General features: G+C 59.4%; 26 protein-coding genes, 2 other RNA genes and 1 pseudogene. 17 read left to right on the forward strand and 12 right to left on the reverse strand.

Annotation, left to right across the window (positions count from 1 at the left end; genetic code table 11):
* Window positions 1-106 precede the first annotated feature (106 nt).
* Window positions 107-301, reverse strand: a pseudogene (locus tag AAAU26_RS12920) (relaxase/mobilization nuclease domain-containing protein); the annotation flags it as partial.
* Between the two features lie 139 nt (window positions 302-440).
* Between AAAU26_RS12920 and AAAU26_RS12925 the strand changes: the two are divergent.
* The 8 genes from AAAU26_RS12925 (at window position 441) to ssrA (ending at window position 6690) form a co-directional block, all read left to right on the forward strand.
* Window positions 441-2270, forward strand: coding sequence for a recombinase family protein (locus tag AAAU26_RS12925; RefSeq protein ID WP_227618367.1), 1830 nt, complete (start codon window positions 441-443; stop codon window positions 2268-2270).
* Window positions 2212-2556 carry a sigma factor-like helix-turn-helix DNA-binding protein gene (locus tag AAAU26_RS12930; protein ID WP_265104188.1) on the forward strand — a complete coding sequence of 115 codons (345 nt, stop codon included), beginning with the start codon at window positions 2212-2214 and terminating at the stop codon, window positions 2554-2556. The genes AAAU26_RS12925 and AAAU26_RS12930 overlap by 59 nt, the downstream gene beginning before the upstream one ends.
* Window positions 2557-2653: 97 nt before the next feature.
* An RNA gene (ffs, locus tag AAAU26_RS12935) (signal recognition particle sRNA small type) lies at window positions 2654-2753 on the forward strand.
* A gap of 79 nt (window positions 2754-2832) precedes the next feature.
* Complete coding sequence (dnaX, locus tag AAAU26_RS12940; RefSeq protein ID WP_227618369.1) at window positions 2833-4719, forward strand: DNA polymerase III subunit gamma/tau; 1887 nt, start codon at window positions 2833-2835, stop codon at window positions 4717-4719.
* A 12-nt stretch (window positions 4720-4731) separates the two neighbouring features.
* Window positions 4732-5070 (forward strand): YbaB/EbfC family nucleoid-associated protein, encoded by a 339-nt coding sequence (locus AAAU26_RS12945; RefSeq protein ID WP_015563753.1) that lies wholly within the window; start codon window positions 4732-4734, stop codon window positions 5068-5070.
* Window positions 5071-5085: 15 nt separating this feature from the next.
* Window positions 5086-5685, forward strand: coding sequence for a recombination mediator RecR (gene recR, locus AAAU26_RS12950; RefSeq protein ID WP_015563752.1), 600 nt, complete (start codon window positions 5086-5088; stop codon window positions 5683-5685).
* Between the two features lie 105 nt (window positions 5686-5790).
* Entirely contained in the window at window positions 5791-6273 is a 483-nt protein-coding gene (gene smpB / locus AAAU26_RS12955; protein ID WP_227618370.1) for an SsrA-binding protein SmpB, read from the forward strand.
* 68 nt (window positions 6274-6341) lie between these two features.
* Window positions 6342-6690, forward strand: a transfer-messenger RNA (tmRNA) gene (gene ssrA / locus AAAU26_RS12960).
* A gap of 60 nt (window positions 6691-6750) precedes the next feature.
* On the opposite strand, the gene AAAU26_RS12965 is transcribed toward ssrA, so the two are convergent.
* Complete coding sequence (locus AAAU26_RS12965) at window positions 6751-7857, reverse strand: IS3 family transposase (protein ID WP_227618371.1); 1107 nt, start codon at window positions 7855-7857, stop codon at window positions 6751-6753.
* A gap of 137 nt (window positions 7858-7994) precedes the next feature.
* On the opposite strand from AAAU26_RS12965, the gene AAAU26_RS12970 reads away from it, so the two are divergent.
* Both AAAU26_RS12970 and AAAU26_RS12975 read left to right on the forward strand, forming a co-directional pair.
* Complete coding sequence (locus AAAU26_RS12970; RefSeq protein ID WP_217210267.1) at window positions 7995-8354, forward strand: type II toxin-antitoxin system RelE/ParE family toxin; 360 nt, start codon at window positions 7995-7997, stop codon at window positions 8352-8354.
* Complete coding sequence (locus AAAU26_RS12975) at window positions 8351-8638, forward strand: helix-turn-helix domain-containing protein (RefSeq protein WP_097770331.1); 288 nt, start codon at window positions 8351-8353, stop codon at window positions 8636-8638. The genes AAAU26_RS12970 and AAAU26_RS12975 overlap by 4 nt, the downstream gene beginning before the upstream one ends.
* Window positions 8639-8832: 194 nt before the next feature.
* Here AAAU26_RS12975 and AAAU26_RS12980 read toward each other — a convergent pair whose 3' ends face one another.
* From AAAU26_RS12980 to pta, 3 genes are all read right to left on the reverse strand, one after another.
* A complete protein-coding gene (locus AAAU26_RS12980) occupies window positions 8833-9429 on the reverse strand; it encodes a hypothetical protein (RefSeq protein ID WP_207676291.1) in 597 nt (198 codons plus the stop codon).
* Window positions 9430-9455: 26 nt separating this feature from the next.
* On the reverse strand, window positions 9456-10763 hold the full coding sequence (locus AAAU26_RS12985; RefSeq protein WP_227618372.1) for a glycosyl hydrolase family 28-related protein: 1308 nt from the start codon (window positions 10761-10763) through the stop codon (window positions 9456-9458).
* Between the two features lie 140 nt (window positions 10764-10903).
* The gene (pta, locus tag AAAU26_RS12990) at window positions 10904-11929 is read right to left on the reverse strand and encodes a phosphate acetyltransferase (RefSeq protein WP_227618373.1); all 1026 of its coding nucleotides are present in this window, start codon (window positions 11927-11929) and stop codon (window positions 10904-10906) included.
* Between the two features lie 187 nt (window positions 11930-12116).
* Between pta and AAAU26_RS12995 the strand changes: the two genes are divergently transcribed.
* Genes AAAU26_RS12995 through AAAU26_RS13005 form a run of 3 tightly spaced genes read left to right on the forward strand, consistent with a single transcriptional unit; the run spans window position 12117 to window position 16340 of the window.
* A complete protein-coding gene (locus AAAU26_RS12995; RefSeq protein WP_227618374.1) occupies window positions 12117-12683 on the forward strand; it encodes a uracil-DNA glycosylase in 567 nt (188 codons plus the stop codon).
* Between the two features lie 57 nt (window positions 12684-12740).
* Window positions 12741-13832, forward strand: a complete 1092-nt coding sequence (locus AAAU26_RS13000) for a hypothetical protein (protein WP_158394756.1) — start codon at window positions 12741-12743, stop codon at window positions 13830-13832.
* A 24-nt stretch (window positions 13833-13856) separates the two neighbouring features.
* Complete coding sequence (locus AAAU26_RS13005) at window positions 13857-16340, forward strand: ATP-dependent DNA helicase (protein ID WP_227618375.1); 2484 nt, start codon at window positions 13857-13859, stop codon at window positions 16338-16340.
* A gap of 44 nt (window positions 16341-16384) precedes the next feature.
* Here AAAU26_RS13005 and AAAU26_RS13010 read toward each other — a convergent pair whose 3' ends face one another.
* The 3 genes from AAAU26_RS13010 to yfcE form a co-directional block, all read right to left on the reverse strand.
* Entirely contained in the window at window positions 16385-17359 is a 975-nt protein-coding gene (locus AAAU26_RS13010; RefSeq protein ID WP_227618376.1) for a ketopantoate reductase family protein, read from the reverse strand.
* A 46-nt stretch (window positions 17360-17405) separates the two neighbouring features.
* Entirely contained in the window at window positions 17406-17663 is a 258-nt protein-coding gene (locus tag AAAU26_RS13015) for a heavy-metal-associated domain-containing protein (protein ID WP_158394759.1), read from the reverse strand.
* A 213-nt stretch (window positions 17664-17876) separates the two neighbouring features.
* Window positions 17877-18425, reverse strand: coding sequence for a phosphodiesterase (yfcE, locus tag AAAU26_RS13020; RefSeq protein WP_149793796.1), 549 nt, complete (start codon window positions 18423-18425; stop codon window positions 17877-17879).
* 192 nt (window positions 18426-18617) lie between these two features.
* Here yfcE and AAAU26_RS13025 point away from each other — a divergent pair, with 192 nt between their 5' ends.
* Genes AAAU26_RS13025 through AAAU26_RS13035 form a run of 3 tightly spaced genes read left to right on the forward strand, consistent with a single transcriptional unit; the run spans window position 18618 to window position 20921 of the window.
* Window positions 18618-19298 (forward strand): YveK family protein, encoded by a 681-nt coding sequence (locus AAAU26_RS13025; RefSeq protein WP_207676296.1) that lies wholly within the window; start codon window positions 18618-18620, stop codon window positions 19296-19298.
* 4 nt (window positions 19299-19302) lie between these two features.
* Window positions 19303-20163 carry a CpsD/CapB family tyrosine-protein kinase gene (locus AAAU26_RS13030; protein ID WP_227618377.1) on the forward strand — a complete coding sequence of 287 codons (861 nt, stop codon included), beginning with the start codon at window positions 19303-19305 and terminating at the stop codon, window positions 20161-20163.
* Window positions 20160-20921, forward strand: a complete 762-nt coding sequence (locus tag AAAU26_RS13035) for a tyrosine-protein phosphatase (RefSeq protein WP_158394762.1) — start codon at window positions 20160-20162, stop codon at window positions 20919-20921. Before AAAU26_RS13030 ends, AAAU26_RS13035 begins: the two co-directional genes overlap by 4 nt.
* Before the next feature lie 113 nt (window positions 20922-21034).
* On the opposite strand, the gene AAAU26_RS13040 is transcribed toward AAAU26_RS13035, so the two are convergent.
* Window positions 21035-21268, reverse strand: coding sequence for a hypothetical protein (locus AAAU26_RS13040; RefSeq protein ID WP_217210274.1), 234 nt, complete (start codon window positions 21266-21268; stop codon window positions 21035-21037).
* On the opposite strand from AAAU26_RS13040, the gene AAAU26_RS13045 reads away from it, so the two are divergent.
* Window positions 21267-22598: an MATE family efflux transporter gene (locus AAAU26_RS13045; RefSeq protein ID WP_227618378.1), complete on the forward strand. Its 1332-nt coding sequence runs from the start codon at window positions 21267-21269 to the stop codon at window positions 22596-22598. The two genes, AAAU26_RS13040 and AAAU26_RS13045, sit on opposite strands and share 2 nt — an antisense overlap.
* Window positions 22599-22633: 35 nt before the next feature.
* Here AAAU26_RS13045 and AAAU26_RS13050 read toward each other — a convergent pair whose 3' ends face one another.
* From AAAU26_RS13050 to AAAU26_RS13060, 3 genes are all read right to left on the reverse strand, one after another.
* Window positions 22634-23614, reverse strand: coding sequence for a Na/Pi cotransporter family protein (locus AAAU26_RS13050; protein WP_227618379.1), 981 nt, complete (start codon window positions 23612-23614; stop codon window positions 22634-22636).
* A gap of 297 nt (window positions 23615-23911) precedes the next feature.
* Window positions 23912-24724, reverse strand: coding sequence for a hypothetical protein (locus AAAU26_RS13055; RefSeq protein ID WP_227618380.1), 813 nt, complete (start codon window positions 24722-24724; stop codon window positions 23912-23914).
* Window positions 24725-24862: 138 nt separating this feature from the next.
* The gene (locus AAAU26_RS13060; RefSeq protein WP_217210283.1) at window positions 24863-25951 is read right to left on the reverse strand and encodes a hypothetical protein; all 1089 of its coding nucleotides are present in this window, start codon (window positions 25949-25951) and stop codon (window positions 24863-24865) included.
* Between the last annotated feature and the right edge of the window lie 4 nt (window positions 25952-25955).

The raw sequence follows: 25955 nt of genomic DNA on the forward strand, positions 1-25955 counted from the left end.
GACTAGTATAGTATACTTGCGCAGCATTTCGTTTTCAAGTGCTAATTGGCATTGGCTGTGTAAAAAAGAGAGGCTAATCTGCGTGAAAATTCACGCAAGTTGATCCCTGTAAGCAAATCAGATCGCTCAACCGCTGCACTGCCAACGCCGAAAAGAAAAAATCCCGGAACTTTCTGGTGCCATCCAGTGCCGTAGAGTTGAAAATCACATGGTTGTGGATGTGTTTCCTGTCCGTGTGGGTGGCAACAACAAATGCGTGCTTGCCCTTGGTAAAACGCATGGCCAGTTTGTAGCCCCCCTTTTTTGACCGTTTACATCCTTGACACCTCCGTTCTGTTTGTGATGAATATATATAACTATCGTTATTTTTCTTTGCCAAGATGGCTTGTCATGCTACAATAGCCGCATCTACGGCCACCAGACAACAGGAGGAGTATCTCATGGCCAAAACTGCCGACATCATTGCAATTTATTCCCGCAAATCCCGCTACACCGGCAAGGGCGAGAGCATTGGAAATCAGATCGACCTCTGCCGCGAATACATCCGCACCCACTACGGCGATGCCGCAGCACAGCAAGCGGTCGTCTTTGAGGACGAGGGCTTTTCCGGCGGCAACCTGAACCGCCCGGACTTCAAAAAGATGATGACTGCGGCCAAAGAGCGGAAGATCCGTGCCATCGTGGTCTATCGTCTGGACCGCATCAGCCGCAACATCAGCGATTTTTCCAGCCTGATTGAAGAGCTTGGACGGCTGGGCATCGACTTTGTGTCCATCCGGGAAAGCTTTGATACCTCCAGCCCCATGGGACGTGCCATGATGTACATCGCATCCGTGTTCAGTCAACTGGAGCGGGAGACCATTGCAGAGCGCATCCGGGATAATATGCACGAACTGGCAAAGACCGGGCGCTGGCTGGGCGGCATGACCCCCACGGGCTATGCTTCCGAGAGCGTCAAGAGCATCACGGTGGACGGCAAGACCAAAAAGGCTTGCAAGCTGAAGCTGCTGCCGGATGAGGCAGAGATCATCTACAAAATTTTCGACCTCTATGAGCAGTACGATTCCCTGACCATGACCGAGACCGAGCTGCTGCGGCAGGGCATCAAAACAAAAACCGGGCGTTCTTTCACCCGGTTCTCCATCAAGTCTATTTTGCAGAATCCTGTCTACCTGATTGCAGACAAGGACGCCTATCAGTATTTTGTGGACAACGAGGCAGAGCTGTTCTCCCCGGAGTCCGATTTTGACGGCGTGCGGGGCGTGCTTGCCTACAACCGCAGCGATCAGGAAAAGGGGCGTGCAACTGTGTACAATCCCATCAGCGAGTGGATCGTTTCGGTGGGCGAACACCCCGGCATCATTTCCTCCAACCGGTGGATCCGGGTGCAGGAATCGCTGGAGCGGAACAGATCCAAGTCCTACCACGCATCCCGGGGCAACGAAGCTCTGCTCACCGGTCTGCTGTGGTGCTCCTGCGGCAGCCGGATGTACCCCAAGGTCACCGGGCGCAAAACGGCAGACGGGCGGGTGGTTTTTCCCTATATGTGCAAGCTGAAGGAGCGCAGCCGCCGGGAGCTTTGCAGCGTGTCCAACGCCAACGGCAATCTGTTGGATGCCGCCATCTGCGAACAGGTCAAGCACCTTGCCGACCATTCCAGCGACTTTATGAAGCAGTTGGAAAAGGCACGGTCTGCCCATGCGGGCAATCGTTCCGAGTGTGAGACCAAGCTTTCTGCCCTGCGCAAGGCGCAAGCCGAGACGCAGCGGAAGATCACCGCCCTCATCGACTCCCTTGCCGATTTTGGAGACAGCACCGCCGCAGTCCACCTGAAAAAGCGCATCGAGGAGCTGAATGCACAGGATGCCACCCTGAGTTCCCGCATCCGGGAATTGGAAAGCCTCACCGACAACGGTGTTCTGGGCGGCATCGAGTTTGACGTGATGCGGCAGCTGCTGACCGTGTTCCACAACAACATCGACGACATGACCGTGACGCAGAAGCGCGCTGCCATCCGCACGGTGGTGCGCAAGGTGGTGTGGGACGGCAAGGTGGCGCATGTGGTGCTCTTCGGTTCACTGGAGGATGAAATCGACTGGACCACCTTCCCGGTAGACCCGGAAGAGGACGACAACGCCCCCGAGGGCGGTGGAGATGGTTCCGATTCTCCGTCCGGCGTTCGCTGGGGTGAGGATAGCAAACGAGCTCCGGATGCACTTCCGGCGGGAGCGGAAGAACGCCCCCACCCTCTCGCTTCAGGAGACTCTTGATGCCGGAAAGGAAGACTCTGCCCTTACCCTCGCCGATGTGCTGCAGGACGGCTTCTGCATGGAGGACAGCTGCGAAAAACAGGACGATGCCCAGCGCCTGCGCCGCCTCATCGAGGGGTTGCCTGCCCGGGAGCGGAAACTCATATTATTAAGGTATGGTCTGGCGGGCCAGCCGCCGCTGACCCAGCTGGAAACGGCAAAGCTGCTCCAAATAAGCCGGAGTTACGTTTCCCGGCTTGAAACACACGCACTGGAGCTTTTGCGGGCCGGATGGGAGCAGCCTTAGCTTCCTCTTGCATTCCTCACCGAACTGTGGTACAATACTAAGGCACACGAATCGTGTGCCTTGTCGGACAGCGCCTGCTGCGTGGTTCGGCATACGGATGCGGGTCCTGTACGATGGAGCCGCAGTGAACCAGGTCAGGTGGGGAACCAAGCAGCCTTAAGCGGCGCGCCCCGTGCGTTTCAGTCAGCCTGCATCCGTATGCCGAGTTACGCAAGGCGGGGGTCAAACCCCGTCAGCGCTGTCCGATTTTTTATTACTGACGGGAGGGAAGCACCGATGTATCGCGCATTATACCGCAAATGGAGACCCCAGCGGTTTGAGGATGTCGTCGCACAGCGCGGCATCGTCACGGCGCTGCGCAATCAGATAGCGTCGGGCCGCGTAGGCCACGCCTACCTGTTTACCGGCGTGCGCGGCACGGGCAAGACCACCTGCGCGAAGATTTTCGCCAAGGCGGTCAACTGCCTCCACCCCCATAACGGCGACCCCTGCGGCGAGTGCGAGATCTGCAGGGGCATCGACAACGGCAGCATCCTCGACGTGGTGGAGATGGACGCCGCGTCCAACAACGGTGTGGACGACATCCGCGACCTGCGGGACGAGACAGCCTACACCCCCAGTGCCTGTCATTATAAGGTATACATCATCGATGAGGTACACATGCTGTCCACAGCGGCCTTCAACGCGCTGCTGAAAACGCTGGAAGAGCCGCCCGCCCACGTCATCTTTATCCTCGCCACGACCGAGATCCAGAAAGTCCCGGCCACCATCCTCTCCCGCTGCCAGCGGTACGATTTCACCCGCATCGGGCCGGAAGACATCGCCCAGCGGGTCGAGTATATCGCCGGACAAGAGGGCTTAGAGTTGACGACCGGTGGTGCAGAGCTGATCTCCCGCCTGGCCGACGGTGCCATGCGTGACGCTCTCTCGATCCTCGACACCTGCGCCGGCGTGACCGCAAAAATCGATGCTGATGTTGTCCGCCGGATGGCGGGCGTCACCGACCGGAGCTACCTGTTCCATATTTCGGATGCTCTGGAAGCGCAGGACGGCGCAGCGGCGCTGGCTCAGCTGGCCGCACTGCGGCAGCAGTCGGTGGATGTGAAGCGTCTGACGGAAGAGCTCATCGCCCACTACCGCGCCCTGATGCTGGCGGCTCTGCCCGGCGGGCAGAGCCTGCTGTCCGGTGTTTCCCCCGAAGAGGAACAGCAGTACCTCGAAAAAGGCCCTCAGCTGGGCCAGCGGGAGGCCATCCGGGCCATCCGTACGCTGGGCAACGCCCTTGAGCATATGACCCGGGGCAGTGACCAGCGCATCGAGCTGGAACTGGCCCTCTTCACCCTCTCGGAGCCGCCGCAGGCCGCAGCTGTCCCCGTGGCGGCAATGCCTGTGCAGACTGTCGCTCCTGCCGCACCGGTCGTCCGGCCCTTTGTTGCGGCACCGATTCAGTCTGCGCCGCAGCCTTTCATGAGTACACCTGCTGTACCCGTGGAACCTATGGCCGCACCGGCAGTGGAAAAGGAGCCTGCTCCCGCGCCCGTTGAAGAGCCGAAGGCCGCTGTCCCGGATATTCCAGAGTCCCCCGCGCCCGCAGATGAAGAGCTTCCACCACCGCCCGACGAGCCGCCGGTGACGGAGTCGGCCCCCCTGCCCTGGGATGAGCCGACTGCGCCGGTCACTGCGCCTGTACCGCCCGTACCGGAAGAGAGACCGGTGGAGTCCGCTGCAACGGTTTCGCCGGCAGCACCTGCCCCGGAGTACACCGCCGACCCGGCTCTCAGCCGACCCCGCAAGGTGGCCGCAGAGGGCGTCAATCCCTTCGAGCAGTGGAGTGAGGTCGTCAAGCTCTTACAGGAGAAGGACCCGATGCTTCACAGCTACCTGCGCAAATCGAAGGCGTACTTCGATGGCACACGGGTGCTCATCGACGGCGGCAAGACCTTCCGGGACTTCATCCGTGTCAACAAGGACAGCCAGCGGCTCATCAAAAAGCTCATCGCGCAGGTGTCAGGCGTCGCGGTGCCGATCGGCCCCTACGAGCCCCGCACCGCCGCAAAGCACACCTCCAATGCCGAACAGTCACTCCACGCGCTGGAAAAGCTGGGTCTGGACGTGAGCATTGAGGACAGCGCGAAGAAAAAAAAGATAAATAATAACTTTTAAGGAGAACCAATTATGAAAGCAAGAATGCCCGCAGGCTTTGGCCGCCCCGATATGAACGCCCTGATGCGTCAGGCTCAGAAGATGCAGGATGACATGAAGGCCAAGCAGGCCGAGCTGGAAGCTGCCGAGTACACCGGCAGCGCCTCCGGCGAGATGGTCACTGTCCGCATGAACGGCAAGCACGAGATCCTTGGCATCACCATCAAGCCCGAGGCCGTTGACCCCGACGACATCGAGATGCTGGAAGACCTGGTGGCCGCCGCCGTCAACGCCACCGTCAAGCAGGTGGACGAAACTGCCGAGGCCGAGATGGGCAAGCTGACCGGCGGTCTGAACATCCCCGGCCTCTAAGCGGGAGGGATACGCATGGGTTACACCGCAGCGCCGCTGGAAAAGCTCATTGAGCAGTTCAGCCAGTTCCCGGGCATCGGCCGCAAGGGCGCGACCCGGATGGCCTATCAGGTGCTGAGTATGTCGGACGCGGACGCCGCGGCACTGGCCGAGGCCATCCAGAACGCCCACACCCGGCTCCACCGCTGCCGCGTCTGCCAGAACTACACCGAGGCCGAGCTCTGCCCCATCTGTTCCAGCGCCAAGCGGGACCGCTCCACCATCTGCGTGGTCGAGACGCCCCGCGATGTGCAGGCCTTTGAGCGCACCCGGGAGTACCACGGCCTGTATCATGTCCTCCACGGCCTCATCAGCCCCATGGACGGCATCGGTGCCGAACAGCTCTCGGTGAAGGAGCTGTTGGCCCGGCTGGGCAGCGGCGAGGTGAAAGAGGTCATCATGGCCATGAACCCCACCGTCGAGGGCGAGGCCACGGCCATGTATCTGGCAAAGCTCATCAAGCCCCTGGGCATCAAGACCACTCGTCTGGCCTACGGCCTGCCCGTGGGCGGCAGCCTCGAGTACACCGATGAGACGACGCTTTACCGCGCGCTCTCCGGCCGCGACGAGCTGTAAAGAGCAGATTTTATAGAACCTTAACGATTCTTTCAAAAATCGCTCTTGAAAATCCAGCAAAATGTGATATAATGACAAAACAGTAAAGGAAAGGAGGCGCGCTTCATGGCACCTGCCAAGGAACGTCCGGCGACAAAGACCATCGCCACAAACCGCGAGGCGCGTCACGAGTATTTCGTGCTCGAAGCGCTGGAAACGGGCGTCGATCTGAAAGGCACCGAGGTCAAGAGCCTGCGTGCCGGCGGCGTCAACCTGAAAGACAGCTGGGTCGATATTGAGGACGGCGAGCTGCTGGTCAAGGGAATGCACATCACCCCCTACGACCACGGCAACATCTTCAATCAGGACCCTCTGCGGGTGCGGCGTCTGCTGGCCCACAAGACTGAGATCCGGCGTCTGCACCAGCAGTGCAAGCTGCAGGGCTATACTCTCGTTCCCCTTTCTCTCTACTTCAAGCATGGCCGCGTCAAGATGGAAGTCGGCCTGTGCAAGGGCAAAAAGCTCTACGACAAGCGTGCCGACGCCGCCAAGCGCGATGCCAAGCGCTCCATCGACCGGGCCGTGAAGTCCAACGGCAAATTCTACTAAATCTCTTTCAGGTAGCATTCCTGCCCTGAGAACACCAAGCTTTCTGCGCATGGCAACATGCGCTTTATGGGGGCGTAAAGGTTTCGACGGGGGGAGCGAGGCCTGGGCAGCGGGTAGCAGTGGGGGAACTGCTCTAAACTCCTCCAAAAAATTAACTGACAACAATAATTATCAGTTGCTCGCAGCCTGAGTGCTGCGCGTTCCGCCCACTCTTGTGTCGTGTGGGGCCGGGGCGTCCTTTAGACACAGCACCTGAACGGACCTAAGCTTTGCGGACCGGCAGGAACTCATGAAGCTACTGAAGCGTTAGCCTGACGATCGGCGTGACGCGGAGGGAATGTTGTAGATCGCCTGCACCCGGAGACACCTACGCTGAACTCTTTTCGGACATGGGTTCGACTCCCATCGCCTCCACCAATTGAAAGGGCGAGGGTATTTGGTACTGTTATTTTCGGACAGTATCGGATACTCTCGCCTTTATTTTTGTTGCTGATATGATTCTTCAAATTGATTTGGGGTTTGCTGTTTAAGACATTCATGCGGTCGGTAATCGTTATAAAAATCAATATATTCTGATAGACTTTCCTCTAATTCGGAGACAGTTTCATAAAAATGAAATTTGAACTGTTCTTTTTTAAGCGAAGCAAAGAAAGATTCCGCCACAGCATTATCAAGTGGATTGCCTATATTGGAAAAGGATTGGTGTATATTAAAGTCAAGAAGTAGTTGACGAAAGCTGACTGCGGTATACTGTGCGCCTTGGTCACTATGAAATGTTAACCCTTGCGGATGGTTCCGATTTTGATAGGCCAATTTGAATGTGTGAATCGTGAGTTCTGCATCGGCGAATTCGGCAACGGCGTGTGAAATGACTTTTCGAGAAAATAGGTCGATGATAACACAGATATATGCGATAGAAGTGTTTACCTTAACATAGGTGATGTCACTGACCCAAATGCTGTTTGGCTTTTCAACGGTAAAATTTTGCTTTACGAGATTGGGACGATAAGTATAGTGCCGCTGAAAAGTAGCATTCTCTGGAAGTGCTTGTTTACGTTTTAATCCGTGCTCTTTCATGAGCCGCACAATACGTTTTGTGCTAACAGTATAGCCTTGCTCCATCAATTTTGCGCGAATCTTTTTTGCACCGAAACGGTAATCGCTTTTCTGGAAGATGATAGTGATTTTTTCTTTCAAAAGCGTATCTTCTACATCTAGTTGCTTTTCAATCAGTGCACTTTTCTGTCTATTTATGTAAGTGGATTTTGAAAGATTCAGCAAACGGCAAAGTGTGTAGAAGCTGTATTCTGACTTTAAGGCATCAATAATTTGCACCTTGTTGTCTATGGACAAATCAAGAGCAGCAAGAGATTTTTGATAGATGGAATTTTCATTTTCCAAGGTTGCAACATGGCGTTGAAGCGTTGCAAGATCGCGTTTAGAAATGTTTGAAACTTTTGCTTCTTCGCTCCATTGGTATAAGATACTGCGAGAAATATGGAACTGGGCACAGAGATCAGCGGTACTTGTGCCACTGTTGTATAGCTGGACAACCTTATTCCGAAAATCGGCAGAGTAGGTCATAATATTCTCCTTTATAGTCTAAAATGCCATTATTATCCCATAAAGGAGATAAGATGTAAAGAGATGGTCTTGACAATAGAGGATATATCCGCTATACTGTATATGAGATAAATCCACTATTCAAAGGGAGTGCAGCCGTGCAGGAATATGAAATTGAATTCTACGATAAAGCCGATGGCTCCGAGCCAGCCAAAGAGTTTATCCTAAGTCTGGATAAGAAAATGCAAGCCAAAGTTTTGCGTACCGTTGCGTTGCTCCGCGAGGAGGGGCCATTTTTAAGGGAACCGTATTCCAAAGCACTGGATGATGGAATTTTTGAGATTCGTACCAAGTTTGGGTCGGATATTACCCGCGTGCTGTATTTCTTCGTGGTTGGTAAAAAGGTGATCCTCACAAATGGATTTATCAAGAAGACCCAGAAAACACCTGCTTCAGAGATCACACTGGCAAAACAATATCGCGCAGATTATCTTGCCCGAAAGGAGAATTCCAAATGACAAACTTCAACGATTTTTTGAATGAGCAGATGAAAGACCCTGAATTCAAGGCCGAATGGGACGCACTTGACCCGGAATTTTCCGTAATTGAAGCCATGCTCAAGGCCCGCAAAGAAAGCGGTTTGACCCAGAAGCAACTTTCGGAGCGCACGGGTATTGCACAGACCGACATCAGCAAACTGGAACGCGGCAATGCAAACCCGTCTCTTCGTACCTTGCAGCGGCTTGCTGCCGGGATGGGAATGAAGGTTAAAATTGAATTTGTTCCTGCATCTGCAAAATGATTTAGTGATGGATGCGTTTCGGTAAAATAGAAAGCACAATAGTGACGCTATGCAGCGATATTTTCAAGCACGCGTTCGTCCGGCGTTGCAGTCCGTCCACCACACGTGAGCCAGACGAACCCTCTGTGCTCCACCAAAGGGAAGAGCCTCACCGCTTTGCGGTGAGGCTCTTCCCTTTTCATCTTATAGCATCCTTATCCCATGAAATCAAGCAGCACGTCGATGTCCTGACTGATGGCGCGGAGATAGTCAGCTCCGCCGCGCTGGCCTCTATAGTTCCGGGCGCGGCTGCTCATCTCATTCAGGAGCTCTTCCTTCCGCACCAGAACGGGGTCTCCGATCCACTCGTCTTTCTCTATAAAGGCTTCCAGCTGCTCATATTCTTTTATGATACGGACGTTGGACAGGTTCTCCGGGAGGGTACGGGCATCGAACCAGTCCGGCTGCGCGTGAAAGTCCAAAGGCGGCAGCGGATCCAGCGGCTCATCGGCGTCCCACACATAGGGATGCCGGTCATCTTCTTCCGGCGTCTTCTTGAAGCGTCCTACCCGGTTCTCGGCCTTGCCGACCGTCTCATAGTGGTTGAACAGCGCCTCAGCATCGTAACCATAGAGCTCGTAGGCGTCCGAATAGCGGTCTGCATAGTCCTTGTACTGGAACGTCTCGACGCTCTCCGTCCCCGGGGTAAGGTCAAGCCAGATGCTCACCGCCTCCGCATGGGTGGGCAGAGCTGCCATGACCGTCAGGGCCAGAACGCCCGATGTGACCGCCGCAATAAATTTTCTTCGCATGATAAAACCTCCTTTTTATGAGCGGTTCATCCCAGAATCGAGAATCTCCGCACTTCTACATTGTTATTCTCCACGCCGGAGCAGTCCTGAAAGACTTTATGCCGTATCCGGCCCCGGATGGTGTTGCCGCTGACTTCCTTCGTGCCGGCGATGCCGTAGCCGAGGGAGACGTCCAGCGTATTCCCTTTCAAGGCGCTGAGCTGATAGCAGATGCGCCGCCCGTTGTCGCCGCTCAGGGTGATGCGGCTGTTCTGGATGACCGTGCTGCCGTCGGCACGGTCATTGCCCCGGGTCAGCATGGGGTTCGCGCCCTTTTTCATATCGTGCTTTGCCATGCTGTCCGGCTGTTTCATGGTGATGTCGCAGTTGTCCACGACGGCGCGGGTCTTATCGCCTACCATACGGAAAATGGTCTCGCAATACTCCGCACGGACGGTGCAATCCTCCATCCGGACGTCGGTGGTACCGCTCTGCCCCAGCGTGATGAACCACACCGGGCGATGATCGGCGTCCAGCGCCTCCTGCGTCTGTGTCTCATAGAAGCTGCAGCCCGAGAGGACGACATCCCGCACCGCGCCGCCCCATCCCCAGACCGCCAGCAGCTCGTCGGCACCGGACTTGTAAAATTCACAGTTCTGGAAGCGGATATTCCGGCTCTCCACCCTGTCCGTCCAGTTGCGCACCCAGATGCCGCCGGACGCGCCGGAGGTCATCTGACGGAATACACAGCCCTCAAAACGGATATTCTCGTTGCCGCCATACAGGTCGGCGGCGCCGCGCCCCCACTCGTTGGGCTCACAGTCGAAGGTGCAGCCCACAAATTCCACATTGCGGGCGAGCATCACCCGGAGCATATAGTTGGCCTGACAGCTGTCCGCTGCCCGGAAGGTCACATTTTCCAGCCGGACGTCGTGGGCGCGGTCATCATCAGAGTCTTTCATAAGCTCCACCGCCACACGGTCCTCTCTCAGGTCAGGGTACTGAATATCACTGAGCAGGACAGCGCCGTTTCCCTGGATGGTCAGTCCGCTGGGCAGCCCGAGGCAGGAGGAGAAGCGGTAGACCGCCCCCGCCGTCAGCTCGAGAGGCCGACCGGCCGCGCTGGCCTGCTGCATCGCGGCCTGCAGAGCCTGCAGGTCGTCCGCGATCCCGTCACCCTTCGCCCCGAACTGTTCCGGCGTAACGCCGGTACTCACCGGACGAGCCGTACTGCTCCGGACAGCGGACGCTGTGACCGCCTGAGCCGGGGCCGCAGCCGCCGTTTCGCTCTTCTGCCCACAGCCGCACAAAAGCAGCACCGCCATGAGGACAAAGGCCAAAGCTTTTATTTTCACGTTCGAATGTTCTCCTTCTCTGCCGGGGCTTCTTATGCTTATCATACCATAAACCACAGTCGATGTATAGCCAAAAGAGCCGCTGCCCGCAGAATGCGGCAGCGGCTCTTTTCAGCTTTTCAGTTCAACCGGGTGTCAGCTCAGGACTGGCAGGCGGTGATGAGGCTCATCTTGTAGACCTCGTCGGCGTTGCAGCCACGGGACAGGTCGTTGATGGGTGCGTTCAGGCCCTGCAGGATGGGGCCGTAGGCAGCGTAGCCGCCCAGACGCTGTGCGATCTTATAGCCGATGTTGCCGGCCTCGATGCAGGGGAAGATGAAGGTGTTGGCCTGACCGGCGACCTTGCTGCCCTTGCACTTGACCTGTGCGACCTCGGGAGCAACGGCTGCGTCGAACTGCAGCTCGCCGTCAATAGCCAGCTCGGGGTCCATCTCCTGAGCCTTGATGACAGCGTCGTGGCTCAGAGCGACGGTGCCGCCCTTGCCGGAACCCTTGGTGGAGAAGCTCAGGACAGCGACCTTCGGGTCGATGCCGAACAGCTTAGCGGTCTTAGCGGTCTCGACAGCCACCTCAGCCAGCTTGGCAGAAGCAGCGACCTTGACCTCGCCGGTAGCCTTATCGACGGTATCGGTGTAGTCGATGTTGACGGCGCAGTCGCCCATAGCGATGCGCTTCAGGCCCTCTTCGCCGCAGTCACGGTCCAGAATGAAGCAGGAGCTCACCAGATGAGCGCCCTTCTTGGTCTTGACCAGCTGCAGAGCGGGACGGATGGTGTCGGCAGTGGAGTAGGTAGCGCCGCCCAGCAGGCAGTCAGCCTTGCCCATCTTGACCAGCATGGTGCCGAAGTAGTTGGACTTCTTCAGCAGAGCAGTGCACTCCTCTGCGGTCTGCTTGCCCTTGCGCAGCTCGACCATGGTGTTGACCATCTCATCGAAGCCGGCGTAGTTCTCAGGGTCGATGATCTCAGCAGCGGAAATATCAAAATTGCCAGCAGCGGCAGCAGCCTTGCACTCTGCCTCGTTGCCGACCATAACAACTTTCAACACGCCCTCAGCCAGCAGCTTGCTTGCGGCCTCCAGGATGCGGGGGTCATTGCCCTCGGTAAAAACGATCGTCTTGGGGTTTGCCTTCAGCTGGGCTACCAGGGGTGCAAACATATCAGCCATTGTTGATTACCTCCGAAATTACTTTGCAATTATTCCGGGCATCACAGATATGCCCTTCTTTTTTATTCTAGCACAGAGTCAGAAAACTTCAAGACAAATCTTGAATTTTGTGGTATATTTTAAGGAAGAAATCGTGCGATGATTTGTTAAGAAAATGTCATTTAGTTTGTGAGAGGATACTGAGCTTATGGATTGGGAAACACTGAAAACCGACTGTCTCGCCTGTCAGCGCTGTCCGCTGTACACCACCCGGCACAACGTGGTGTTCGGGCAGGGCGTGGAGAATGCCGAGGTGCTCTTCGTGGGCGAAGGCCCCGGCCAGAGCGAGGACGAGCAGGGCCTGCCCTTCGTGGGACGCAGCGGCCAGCTGCTGGACAAATACCTCTTCGCCATCGACCTCGACCGTGCCTCCAACTGCTATATCGCCAACATCGTCAAGTGCCGCCCGCCCCAGAACCGCGACCCCCTGCCCGCCGAGAGCGAAGCCTGTATGCCCTGGCTGCGAGAGCAGTTCCGTCTGCTGCGGCCTAAAATCGTCGTCTGCCTGGGCCGCATCGCCGCCCAGCGGATGATACGCGCCGACTTTTCGGTGACGAAGGAGCACGGCACCTTTATTGAGAAGAACGGCATCCTCTTCATGGGGACGTTCCACCCCGCCGCCCTGCTCCGTCAGCCCCAGAACAAGCCGGAGGCTTTCGGCGACTTCGTGGCCCTGCGGGATAAAATACACGAGGTGTGCGAGCATACCTACTGATTTGTCACCCTCCACCTCATTTTTGCATACCCTATAGCAAAAGTGAGGTGTTTGAGTATGAATGCTGTACGCAGCGATTCTGTTGATTTCTTTCTGGGCACCACCACCCCCGCCGGGTTCAAGGGCTATTTTGAGCCGCTTCGGCGGGAACCGGGGATGCAGATGTATCTCATCAAAAGCGGGCCTGGCTGCGGCAAATCGACGCTGATGAAGCGGCTGGCCGTCAAGGCCGAGCAGAAGGGGGAACCTATCCAGCGCATCCACTGCGCCAGCGACCCCGACAGTCTGGACGGCGTCATCTTTCTCGACAAGCGCGCCGCCATCGTGGACGCCACCGCACCCCATGTCATGGAGCCGGACGCCCCGGGCGCAGAGGAGCAGGTGGTGAGCCTGTACCACACACTGGACGCCGACGCCCTCCACGCCCACGCCGACGAGGTGAAGCGGCTCTTCGCCCAGAACACTGCCCTGCGCAGCCGGGCCGCGCGGTATATCGCATCTGCCGGGAGCCTGCTGCTGGACAGCCGCCGGGCTGAGGCGTGCAGTGCCAACTTCGAGAAAGTCCGCCGCTACGTCAAGCGGCTCTGCGCCCGGACTCTCCCCCGCCTGCCCGAGGGGGCCTCGGCCAGCGAAGAGCTGCGGCTGCTGTCGGCCATCACGCCGAAAGGGCCGGTCTTCTACCGCGGCACCGTACAGGCGCTGGCCGACCGGTATGTGGTCTTCCATGACGACTACGGCGCCGTCTCCCGCCTGCTTCTCGAGCTCATCCGGGCCGAGGCGCTGGCCCGGGGCTACCACATCATCACCTGCCCCTGCGCCATGCATCCCGACGACAAGATAGACCATCTCTTCATCCCGGCCCTCCGGCTGGCTTTCCTCACCGACAACCGGTGGCACCCGGTGCAGCTGCCCGGCGTGCAGGCCGTCCGGTGTACCCGTTTCGTGGACCGGGAAAATCTGGCGGGCTACCGCGCCCGTCTCCGCTTCAACGAGCGGGCGGCAGCAGAGCTTTTGGAACAGGCCGCCGACCTGATGGCACAGGCCAAAGCCTGCCACGACGAGCTGGAGACTTACTACCGAGCCGCCGTGGACTTCGGCAAGGTGGACGAAGCTGCCGCCCAGTGCGCCGGGATGCTGGGGCTGGAATGATATTCTAAAAGGAAGTGACCCGCTATGCCTGCTTTTCGCCTGCCTGTCCGCCAGCTGGTGGAATTTTTGCTCCGCACCGGCAGCATCGACAGCCGCTTTACCGGCTTCGACCGCGCCAACGAGGGCGCACGCATCCACCGCAAGCTCCAAAAGGCCGCAGGCGAAGGCTACGCCGCCGAAGTCTTCCTCTCCGGCGAACGGGAGGCGGCGGGCATCCCCTTCACCATCGAAGGCCGGGCCGACGGCATCTTCACCGACGAGGCGGGCGTGACGGTCATCGACGAGATAAAGACCACAGCCGTCCCCGCCGACGACATCGCCGAGGACATGAACCCCTGCCACTGGGCGCAGGGAATGGTCTACGGGGCGCTGTATGGCCGTCAGCAGGGGCTGGAAAAGCTGGACGTCCGGCTTACCTACTACCAAATCGACACCGACGACATCCTCCGCTTCGTGCGGCATTTCACCCTTGAAGAGCTGGAAGCGTTTTTGCAGGATCTGCTCGAGCAGTACGCCCCCTGGGCGCAGCGTCAGCTGGCGTGGAAGGAGCAGCGGGGCATAAGCCTTTCGGCGCTGGATTTTCCCTTTCCGGCCTACCGGCCCGGGCAGAGGGCGCTGGCAGGCGAAGTCTACCGCGCCTGCACTGCCGCGCCGTCTAAAAGCGGCGTCCGGCTCTTCTGTCAGGCCCCCACCGGCATCGGCAAGACCATGAGCGTCCTCTTCCCTGCTCTGCGGGCCATCGGCACCGGCTGCGGCGAGAAGCTGTTCTACCTGACGGCCCGCAACACGACTCAGTCCGCCGCTGAGGATGCCATTGCGCGGCTGCGGGCGTCTGATTCTAAGCTGGCTCTGCGCAGCGTGACCCTGACAGCCAAGGAGAAGGTCTGCCTCCACCCGGATGCCGAGGGCCATCCCGCCTGCCTGCCGGAGCTCTGTCCCTACGCAAACGGCTACTACGACCGGGTGAACACGGCCCTGAAAGCCCTTCTGGACGACGGCACTGGCCGCTTCGACCGGGCCGCGCTGGCCGACGCCGCAAAGCAGTTCACGGTCTGCCCCTTCGAGCTGGGGCTGGATCTGAGCGAGTGGTGCGACGTCATCATCGGTGACTATAACTACCTCTTCGACCCCGTAGTGCATCTGCGGCGGTTCTTCGACAGCGCGGGCGACTGGCTCTTCCTCGTGGATGAGGCCCACAATCTGCCTGAGCGGGCGCGGGCCATGTACTCGGCACGTTTCTGCAAGAGCAGCCTCACCGAGGCAAAACGCGCACTCGGGCGGGGCAAAAGCACCCTTAAGACAGCTCTGAGCAAGGCCGACAAAGCCTTTTTAGCGGGACGGAAAGCGGTCTCGACCCTCGCGCCCCGCCGGGGCAGCACTGCCGCCGAAGAGGACGACAGCGGCCAGACCTCCCTGCTGGGATCTGCGGAGACGCCCGCCATCGAGCTGCCCGCCGCCGACTACGCTCAGGACGGCACGGTGTTCTGCAAGGAGCTTCCCTCAGCCCTGCTGGCCCCGCTGCGGGCGCTGACGGCTCCCTTGCAGGACTGGCTGGAAGACGATCCCGACGCCGAAGCCCACGCGGCCCTGCTGGATCTCTACTTTGAGGTGCAGGACATCCTGCGGGCGTCGGAACGGTACGACGAGCACTTTGCCGCCCAGCTCACCGCCCGGGGCAGTGACCTTGAATTGCAGCTGCTCTGCCTCGACCCGTCCCCCTTCGTGGACGCAAGCCTTTCGGCAGGGCGGGCGGCGGCGCTGTTCAGCGCGACGCTGACACCGCCGGGCTACTACCGCACCGTCCTCGGCTGTCCCGAGGCCCGGGCCGTGGCGCTGGAAAGCCCCTTCCCGGCAGAAAACCTCGGGCTCTACTGTCTGCCCTCCATCTCCACCCGCTACCGCCAGCGGGACGCCAGCATCCGGCCCATCTCGGACGCCCTCGCGGCGCTGGCGTCCAGCCGGGTGGGCAACTATCTGGCCTTCTTCCCCAGCTATGCCTACCTGCGGCAGGTGTGGGAGGACTTCACCGCCCGTTACCCGGACATCGGCACACTGGTACAGGAGAGCGGTCTGGACGACGCCGGGCGAGCGGCGTTCCTCGAGCGGTTTTCGCCCTGCCCGGAGAAGACGCTTCTCGGCTTCGGGGTCATGGGCGGCATCTTCGGCGAGGGCGTGGACCTCGCGGGCGACCGGCTCATCGGCTGCGCCATCGTGGGCGTGGGCCTGCCGCAGGTGAGTCCCCGTCAGGAGATGCTGCGCCGCTACTACGACGCCCAGAACGGGGCGGGCTTCGACTACGCCTACCGCTGGCCCGGGATGAACAAAGTCCTGCAGGCCGCCGGGCGGGTCATCCGGACGCAGGAAGATAAGGGCGTGGTGCTGCTCCTCGACGACCGCTTTGCCCAGAGCGAGTACGCCCGGCTCTTCCCGAAGCATTGGAGGCATCTGGAGTATCTGAGGGATACGAAGGAGCTGAAGAAAAAGCTGGAAGATTTCTGGGCTGAATAAACACAAAAAGAGGCAGACTCGCATCTGCCTCTTTTTCCATGCACTTATCGCTTTGCTTTCGCCGTCTTTTTCCGCATGATGTCCCACGAGGGCATCTGGCTGCGCAGGGTATCCCACGCCGTCATCTGGACGCTCGTCCGGGTGCGCAGACCTTCGAAAGCCTCATCGAGGTACTGCATCTCAGCCACAGCATGCATCGCGTGGTCGGAGACGCAGAGACGGCCCAGCGGGGTCTTACAGAGCGCCAGGACCATGGCGTCCATCTTCCGGCGGCCGGGCGTACCGGCACGGTAGCAGTCGGTGTTCTCCTTGTCGTCCACGGGGATGTGGGCGGCTTTCAGCATCTCGCAGGCCTCCCACGCGGCGTCGAGGACCAGGTCACGCTGCTCCTTCGTCGCCTTGGAGAGGTCGCCGCTGCAGGCGTAGCAGAGATAGCAGGCCGGCAGGATGAGGGCAAGGTGGCACTTGAGCCATCCGTCCATGTCGCTGACGAAGGTCAGCTTGTACTTTGCGCCCTCGAAAGCCGTCTTGACCCGGTAGCGGAAGACGCCCGAAAGGGGCGCGGTAGCCCCGCCGATGGTCATACCCACACCGACGTGGGCGCTGACGACCTTATCCACATCCCGGTGGCCGCCGCTGCTCTGGAAGCCGAAGGCGATCTTATCCGCCGGGCGCTGCATGGCCTGCATGACCTCCACGGCGTGGGGGTCGTTGCCCACGAAGACGAAGTATTCGCTCCTGTTCTGCTTGAGGATGGGCAGCACGTCGGGCAGCTGCCCGGCCTGCATCGTCACGAAAACGAGGTCGTAGCAGTCGTCCGGGGCCAGCGTGTCGATGGTGGCCACCCGATCCACCGTGGTGCGGCACTGCGCCCAGTGGCGGATGACGAGGCCCCTTTGGTCGAGCCTCTCCTTCCACTCGCCCCGCGCCAGCATGGTGACGACATTCTTTTTGTTCTGCAGCAGACGGTGGGCCAGCTCACAGCCCTGCACGCCTGCACCATAGACCAGTATCCTCATCTCTGCCTGCCTCCTTATATAGGCCCCACCCCGGGGCCGGAAGTCATCAGTGCTTCAAAAACGAGAAGAATCCCTTCTTCTCATACGGCTTTTCCTCTGCGCCGGTCACGGTATAGCCCGTGTCGGCAATGGCAGCCTTCAGGGCCTCGATATCCAGCGGCTGGGCCGAGACGATGACCGTCTCTCCCTTCGTGTGGGAGGAAGTCACCTTCTCCACCTGCGCAGTCTTGCGCACCACCTCGTTGACGTGGCTCTCGCACATGCCGCACATCATGCCGTCTACTTTCAGCGTCGTCTGAACCATTGGTCAGTACCTCCTAAGGATCGTCATTCACTGGGCAGACTGCACAAGCCGCCCGTGCGTTTTTCGTCATTTTGTTAGTTTTGCCTAACTTTTTATGGGAAACAAAAGGCCGTCGGCCCCGCGCACCCCTCAGCACCCGAGACAAAAGACCCTGTTTCTCTGTTTCCGTCTTCATCATACCACACCGGTATGGTAATTGCAAGCACCGGTTTCTCACAGTACACGGGTGTGGTATATTTCTCCCGTCTCTACGTCTTTCCAGTAGAAGACGCCGTTTTCCAGAATCATATAGCTGTGGGGACTGTTTTCCTTCGGGATGCTCAGGGAGCCGGGGTTGAGGCAGACGTTCCTCTGCCCGAACTCCGTCCACGCCGGGACGTGGGTGTGGCCGTGGAGCAGGATGTCCCCTTCGGCCAGCGGCGGCGGGTTCTTTCCATTATAGATATGCCCGTGGGTGGCATAAATGAGCTTTTCGCCCGCCGGGAGGATGCAGTAATCCGCCATCACCGGGAGATCCAGCACCATCTGGTCCACCTCGGCCTCGCAGTTGCCCCGGACGCAGCAGAGTTTGTTTTTCAGGCCGTTCAGCATCGGGATGACCTCTTTCGGCGCGTAGTCCCGGGGCAGATCGTTCCGGGGGCCGTGGTAAAGCAGGTCGCCCAGCATCAGCAGCCGGTCAGCCCCCTCCCGCTCAAAGGCCTCCACCATCTTCTTGCAGTAATAAGCCGACCCGTGCAGGTCGGACGCGATCATCCATTTCATGGCATCTTTCCCCTTTTGTCCTGTTTTTGACTTCATTGTAAAGGCTCTCAAACAGAAAGTCAAGCATGGCTCCCAGAGGTCGGAAACGCTTTTCACCTTTTTTATTTTATCCTATCCCCTTGTCAGTGCAGATGTAAAATGATAAAATTTTCCTGTCCGAAAATCTCATTTTGTTAGGAAGGAAAAAACATTATGGAACAAAATCATGACATGGATGAGATCGACCTCCTCGAGTTGGCGCGGCTTCTCTGGAGCCACGCATTGCAGATCGCTGCGGCCGGCATTGCGGCAGCGGTCATCTGCCTGCTGGTCTGTACCTTCGTATTGACGCCCCGCTATCAGGCCTCCGTCAATCTGATCGTCAATTCCCGGCAGGACGGCAATGCTTCCATTACCAGTGACAACATCAACTCGGCCCGGAATCTCATCGACACTTATGCAGTCATCATCAAGAGCAACATCGTCCTGAACGACGTCATCGAGCAGCTGGGTCTGGATATGACCTACCGTCAGCTGCTGGCCTGCGTCTCTGTGGACGGCGTGGGCTCGACCCAGATCATGTCCATCACGGTCACCAACGAGGACCCCGCCCTGGCCGGAAAGATCGTGCAGGCCATCGCCGAGACTGCCCCCGATGTCATCGTGGACAAGGTGGAGGCCGGCTCCTGCAAGGTCGTGAGCGACGTGGAGATCACGAGCAACCCCGTCTTCCCTCAGACGAAGAAGTACGTCCTGACCGCTGCTCTCGGCGGCATTGTGGCGGCCTGCGGCATTCTGGTTCTCGACCACCTGCTCCATGACTACATCGTCGATAGCGAGGACATCCAGAAAAAGCTGGAGCTTCCTGTACTCGGCCTTATCCCGGAGGTGTAATACCATGTGGAATCCGTTCAACCGAAACACCATCTCCAACTCTTCGGCAAGCAAGCGTTCGCTTCAGCTCATCACCCAGAAGGGTATGCCGTTTGCCTACGTTGAAGCTTACAAAGCTCTGCGCACCAACCTGAACTTTCTGTCCGGTTCCGGCGATGTCCACGCTTTCGTCGTCACCAGCACGGTCCCGGAAGAGGCAAAGTCCAATGTGTCGGTCAATCTGGCGCTGGCTCTGACGGAAAGCGGCAAAAAGGTCGTCCTCGTGGACTGCGACCTCCGCAAGCCTGTCCTTCACCGCTATCTGAAGGCCGGACACAATCTGAAAGGTGTCTCCAACGTCCTGTCCCGTCAAGTGGCGCTCTCCGACGCCCTCGTCGAGCTGAAGGACATCCCCAACCTGACGTTCCTGCCGGCCGGCACCACCCCTCCCAACCCTTCTGAGCTGCTCAGCCAGCCCCAGATGCAGGAGATGGTGGACACGCTGCGCGGGAGCTATGACTTCGTCATCCTCGATGCGCCTCCCATCTCGATGGTCACGGATGCCGCCGTCATCGGCCGCATCGTGGACGGTGCTCTCTTCGTCGTCCGCTCCAAGTATGCGTCCACCGACGCCGTCAAGACAGCCCTCGAGAAGCTTCAGGATGCCGGCGTAAAAGTCCTTGGCGCCGTTCTTACCCGTTATGATGCCAAAAAATCGCTCAAGCGCTCGGATTATGGGTACGGATATTACTACTATAATAGTAATTATTCCTATGGTCCCCCCGATGGCATTTCAGAGTCAGCAGCCAAAAAGAGCGGCCTGACGTCAAAAAAGCAGCATAACGGCAAAGAAAAGCATTCCGTACATACGGAGGATGAAGCATGACAGACCTTCATTGCCATATCCTTCCTAACATTGACGATGGTGCCAAAGATGTTTCGATCTCCCTTCGTCTGCTGGAAAAAGAGTATGCAGACGGTGTGCGGAACATTGCTTTTACGAGCCACTTCAACAGTGAGTGGACGACTCCCGATGCATTCCTGCAAAAGCGTGCGGCCGCCTATGAGACACTGACAGCCGCGCTTCCGACCGGACCGGAAGCCATGCAGTTCCGCTTCAAGCTGGGCTGTGAAGTCTACTTCTCCCCCAAGCTCTGTGAGCTGGATGCCAAGGCACTCTGCATCGGCGATACCTCTTATATGCTGGTGGAGTTTCCCACTACCCACAAGCCCCATTTCATCCGGCAGACCTTCGCCCTCCTGCAGGAGCAGGGCGTTCTGCCCCTCATCGCCCACATCGAGCGATACCCCTACGTCCTCGAAGACCCCACCCTGCTCTACAACTGGGTGGCCGCCGGAGCCTATGTCCAAATCAACGCGGGCGCACTGCTGGATTCTCCAAAACTGCGCCGGACGCTCTGCAAGTTCATCTCGTGGCAGCTTGTCCACGTCATCTCGACGGACACCCACTCCCTGGACAAACGCCCGCCCCGGATGGCAGAAGCCGCTGCTGTTCTGGAAAAGGAGCTGGGCAGAGAGACTGCCTCAAAGCTTTTGCAGAACGGCGACGCACTTTTCGACGATGAGGAGCTGGATGTTTTCACTCCCCACCGGCCCAAAAAGTTCCTGAATTTCTGGATGTGACAGGCCTGTGAGTCCTCTATCCAGCTGAGCTTCCTCTCTATGCTGGTTTTTGTGAAAAGTCATACTTTTTCCTTGACAATCCACCCGTTTCGTGGTATCCTATCGCAGGCCGGTCAGAAAGGCTCTTCCCGTACTGCCCTTTCCGGCCCGCATCCCGGTGCTGTCCGGCGACGTCCCGTAACGCCGCTTTTGCGATGCACCGTATTTCTCAGCACTTCAATAAAACCCGTGTGGATTTTTACAGCATAGATGTTTGCTACTTTTCGCCACACAATGGCCCGCTTCAAGCCGCCGTTGTGTGGCTTTTCTTGTGCGGAAATTTCAGGAAAGGAAGCTTTTGCCCCCATGAACGATACTTTTATGAAGACGAAGCCGGTGTTCCCGCTGCTGGTGTCGATGGCTCTGCCCAACGTCATCTCCATGCTGGTGAACTCGCTGTACAACATCGTGGACAGCCTCTTTGTGGCCCAGATCAACGAGCAGGCCATGACGGCCCTCTCTCTCGTGTTCCCCATCCAGAACTTCGTGAACGCCGTTGCCATCGGCTTCGGCGTGGGCATCAACGCCCTCGTGGCCCTTTACCGGGGCGCAGGCGACCACGACAGGGCGGACGCCGCCGCCACCCATGGCATGGCCCTCTCGGTGCTCCACGGCATCCTCTGCACGCTGACAGCTACCGCCATCATGCCCGGCTTCCTGGCCCGGTTCACCGCCGACGGCACCATCGTCTCTATGGGCGTGACCTACTCCACCATCGTCTTCCTGTTCGCTACCGTGAACATGGCCAGCCTCGCCTTTGAGAAGCTCTTCCAGGCCGTGGGCCGGATGAAGCTCACCATGATCTCCCTCATCTCGGGCTGTGTCTGCAACATCCTGCTGGACCCCGTTCTCATCTTCGGCCTCGGCCCGGTGCCTGCCATGGGCATTGCAGGCGCGGCGCTGGCTACCGGCATCGGACAGGCCGCCACTCTCGTCATCTACCTCGTGGTCTACAGCACCACCGAGTCGCCCGTCCATCTGCGCCGGAAGGCCCTGCGGCCTGACCTCTCTCTCGAAGGCCGTCTCTACGCCATCGGTGTGCCTGCCATCCTGAATCTGGCCCTGCCCTCCCTGCTGGTCACCTTCCTCAACGGCCTGCTGGCGGCCTTCTCCGAAAGCTATGTGGTGGTGCTGGGCATCTACTATAAGCTCCAGACTTTCCTCTATCTGCCCGCCAGCGGCATCGTGCAGGGAATGCGCCCCCTCGTCGGCTACAACTACGGTGCAAAAGAACACGCCCGCGTGGCAAAGCTCTACCAGCTCACCCTCGGCATGAGCGCCGTCATCATGGCGGCAGGCACCGTCATCTGTATGGCCGCTTCCGCGCCCCTCATCGGCCTGTTCTCCTCCAACCCCGAGACCATCGCCATCGGCCAGACCGCCCTGCGCATCATCTGCCTCGGCTTTGTGGTGTCGGCGGTGTCCACCACCTCTTCCGGCGCGCTGGAAGGTCTGGGCAAGGGTGCGGCCTCGCTGGTCATCTCCCTCTGCCGGTACGTCATCTTCATCATGCCGCTGGCGTGGCTGCTCTGCCGCCAGCTCGGCCCCACCGGCGTCTGGCACGCCTTCTGGGTCACGGAAGTGCTGTCGGCTGTCATCGCCTTTGCGGTGTATCGGAAGAGCGTAATTAAGAAGTAAGAGAAAGCCCGATGCATCGCATCGGGCTTTCTCTGTTATCTATCTTCCGGCACCAGCGCACACACCAGCCGCACCATCCACGGCAAAAAAGGCAGCCAGAGCAGGGCGCAGCAGACGTTGAAGGCGGTGTGGGCGTTGGCGATTTGCCGGGAAATGACTTCCAGCTCCGGACCTTTGGGGGAGATAAGCTCCACCAGCCGGACAAACCAGGGCAGCAGCACCGCCGCCAGCAGACTCCCGCTGAGGTTGAAGCAGCTGTGGGCCAGTGCGGCGCGGGCGGCGTCCTTCCCCTGCCCGATGCAGGCCAGCAGGGCCGTGACCGTCGTGCCGATGTTGTCGCCCAGAAGGACCGGCACCGCCCCGGCAAGGCCCAGCATGCTGTGGATGCCGTCCGGCCCAGCCTGCCGGGCCACGTTCTGCAGCAGCGCGATGGTGGCCGAACTGCTCTGCACCACCATGGTCATGGAGAGGCCCAGCAGGATGCCCAGAAGCGGCGACTCCTTCACCCGGGTCATCCAGTCGAGAAAGACCGCCTGCCCGGCCAGCGGCTGCAAAGCCCGGCCCAAAATGTCGATGCCCTCGAAGAGCAGCCCGAAGGAGAACACCGCCTCGCCCACGGCCTGCCAGCGGGGCCTGCGGGCCGCGAAGTCGAGGAGGAAGCCCAGAAACAGCACCGGGTACACCAGCGTCTGGACATCGAAGGCGATGAGCTGTGCCGTCATGGTGGTGCCGATGTTGATGCCGTAGATGACGGCCACCGCCCGGGGCAGTTCCAGCAGCCCGGCGCTGACGAAGCCGATGACCATCACCGTCGCCGCCGAGCTGCTTTGGAGCACTGCCGTCACGGCCAGCCCGGTGAGGACACCCAGCAGCGGCGTGGCCGTCAGCCGGGCCATAAGCCGCTTCATGGCGTCGCCCGCCGCCCGCTGCAAGGCGCGGCTCATCCTGTCCATCCCGTAGAGGAACATCGCCAGCCCGCCGAACAGTGCAAAGAGCATCTCCATCCCCTGCTCCATCCGCACACCCCCTTGTCCGTCAGTGTATGAGGGGGCTGTCCCGGAAATGCAAAAAGAGGACATCCCAAAAAGTTGAGATGTCCTCCGAGACCCGCGCGTTATCTGATAAAGTGACATTTTTCTAACGCAGCATCGTCCAAAATCTCACTTTCTCAAGGTGATAAACTGAGGCTTGCTGATAAAGTGGGTCACTTTATCAGTCAGGGTCACTTTATCAAATTGATAAAGTGACGTTTTATAATTATAGTACGTTATTTTTTGGTCACTTTCTCACATAATCTACCTCAGTAGAGCGTGTTACTTCATCAGCCCCATCGTCCATGCTCGAACCAGCAGGCCCAGCAGGACGACGGCCAGCAGCACCACGGTGAGAGCGCGGCTCTGGGTGCGCTGACGCTTCTTGCGGCGGGCCGTGGTCTGCATATTTTGGCGGCTGCGGCTGTTCCGGCCAGAGGTATTCCGGCTGCGGCTGGATGTCCCCCGGCCCGAAGCGGCACGATTCCCGCCGCTCTGGCGCTTGCGGGATGTGCTGCCGCTTTTCTGGGACTTCTGACGGCGGGGCGCTTCGTCCTCAGCCTTCTTCTGAGGCTCGATGGTCTCCGACGCGCCGCAGCGAGACAGAAAGTCCTCCGCCATCCGGTAATACTTCTCGAGGTCGCCGGTAGTCAGGGCCGTTCCCTCATAGCCCGCTTCCAGCTCCTCCACGGCCTCGTTGAACCGGATCGCCGCCTGTGCGGCTGCGGTCCTGTCGGAGGCGTGGGCGGCCTCGTTGCGGGCCATCCGCACCGCGTTGCAAGCGCGGCGGGCCGCTGCCGGGTGGGGCGTATTGCCCAGCAGGTCCAGAGGCCGGGCGGCGTCCTTTTCCGGGTCCAGCAGGATGCGCATACAGAGGGTGGTATCCAGCTGCTGCCAGCCGGTGCGGCCATTCAGCTCCGGCAGGCGCTCGTAGTAGTCGGGGCTCTCCTTCTGGCGCTGGGCCAGATGCTTCATCAGGGCGTCCACGCTGTGAGCGCCGGGCTTTTCCTCCCAGTGCCAGCGCAGCAGTTTCCGGCTGATGTCGTCGCAGGCCGCTTTGATCTCGAACGCGGCCTGCAAAGCTTCGTCAGGCATAATCATCTCTCCTTGTTAAACCTCTCCGTCACGCCTACGGCGTGCCACCTCCCGGCCATGTCTGCGAAGCAGACTGAGAGGTTATTCCTTAAATTAAAAGCGGAGGAAGCCTCTGCCTCCTCCGCCGTACATCCTATTTTACATCATGAACTGAGAATACACGAAGCCGCACAGGGCGATGCCCGCACACACGATGGCGGTGATGGGCGGCACCCAGCGGATGAGCGTCTCAGCGATGCTGTCGCGGGGGTCTTCCTCTTCGCAGTCGTCCTCCTCGTCCAGCGGCTTTGCCTGCAGGCGGGACGGCGCGGCGGCGGGAGTCGAGGGTACCACACGGGTGCCGTACTTTTCCACCTCTTCGTCCGGCGCAAAGGACTTGGCCGGGCGCACCGGCTCCGGCTGGCGGGGCAGAACGCGGGTCGCCTCCTGCTCCGGGGCGCGGGTCACCACGCGGGTCGCGTCCATCTCAGCGACAGGCGCATAGCCGGGCGCAGGCTCCGCCGCCCGGGGCGGGATGATACGGGTGGCTTCCTCCTGCGCCGCCCCCACGATGCGGGTAGGCTCCTCCGCAGGCGCAGCCGGGCGTACCGGCTGGGCCGCAGGCTGCGGCTCTGGCTGGCGCACCGGGGCTTCCGGCTGCAACAGGGTGTTCAGCGCGTTCTGCAAAAGGATGCGGTCACTGCCGCACTCGGAGCAGTAGACGGTGTCCTCTTCCTTCGGGTGGAAGGCACCGCAGGCGCAGTACCAGCCGTTCTCGAAGACCTGGGGCATGAACTTCATGCCGGTGCGGTTCATCCGGGCTTCGAGGGCCTTCTGCATCTCGACGCTCAGGCGGCGGGGGGCCGGCAGGCGCACCCGCTTGATGCTCTCGAGGTGGACGACCTTATTGCCGCTGTAGACATTGCGCAGGGTAACGTCCACGCTGGTGATGGCCTTCTGGGTGACAAAGACGGCATCGTCCATGCCGAAGCTCTCGCCGGGCTTTGCGGTAAGGTCACGGTACTCGAACTCGTCCTCACAGAGGATGACGCCGTCCACGCCCTTGCACTTGAAGTGGATCTCCAGTGCCGTCAGGGTCACGCGGGAAATGTTCTTAAAGGTCAGACAGACCGCGTGTTCGCCGCTGACTTCGCCCTTGAGCAGCTCCACGCAGACGAACTGCACCGGGCTGCCCGGGGTGTAATAGTTGGCCCGTGTCCGCGCGACCGGTTCAAAATTTTCCTCCACAACA

The organism is Faecalibacterium longum, assembly GCF_040094125.1.
GTDB lineage: Bacteria > Bacillota > Clostridia > Oscillospirales > Ruminococcaceae > Faecalibacterium > Faecalibacterium longum.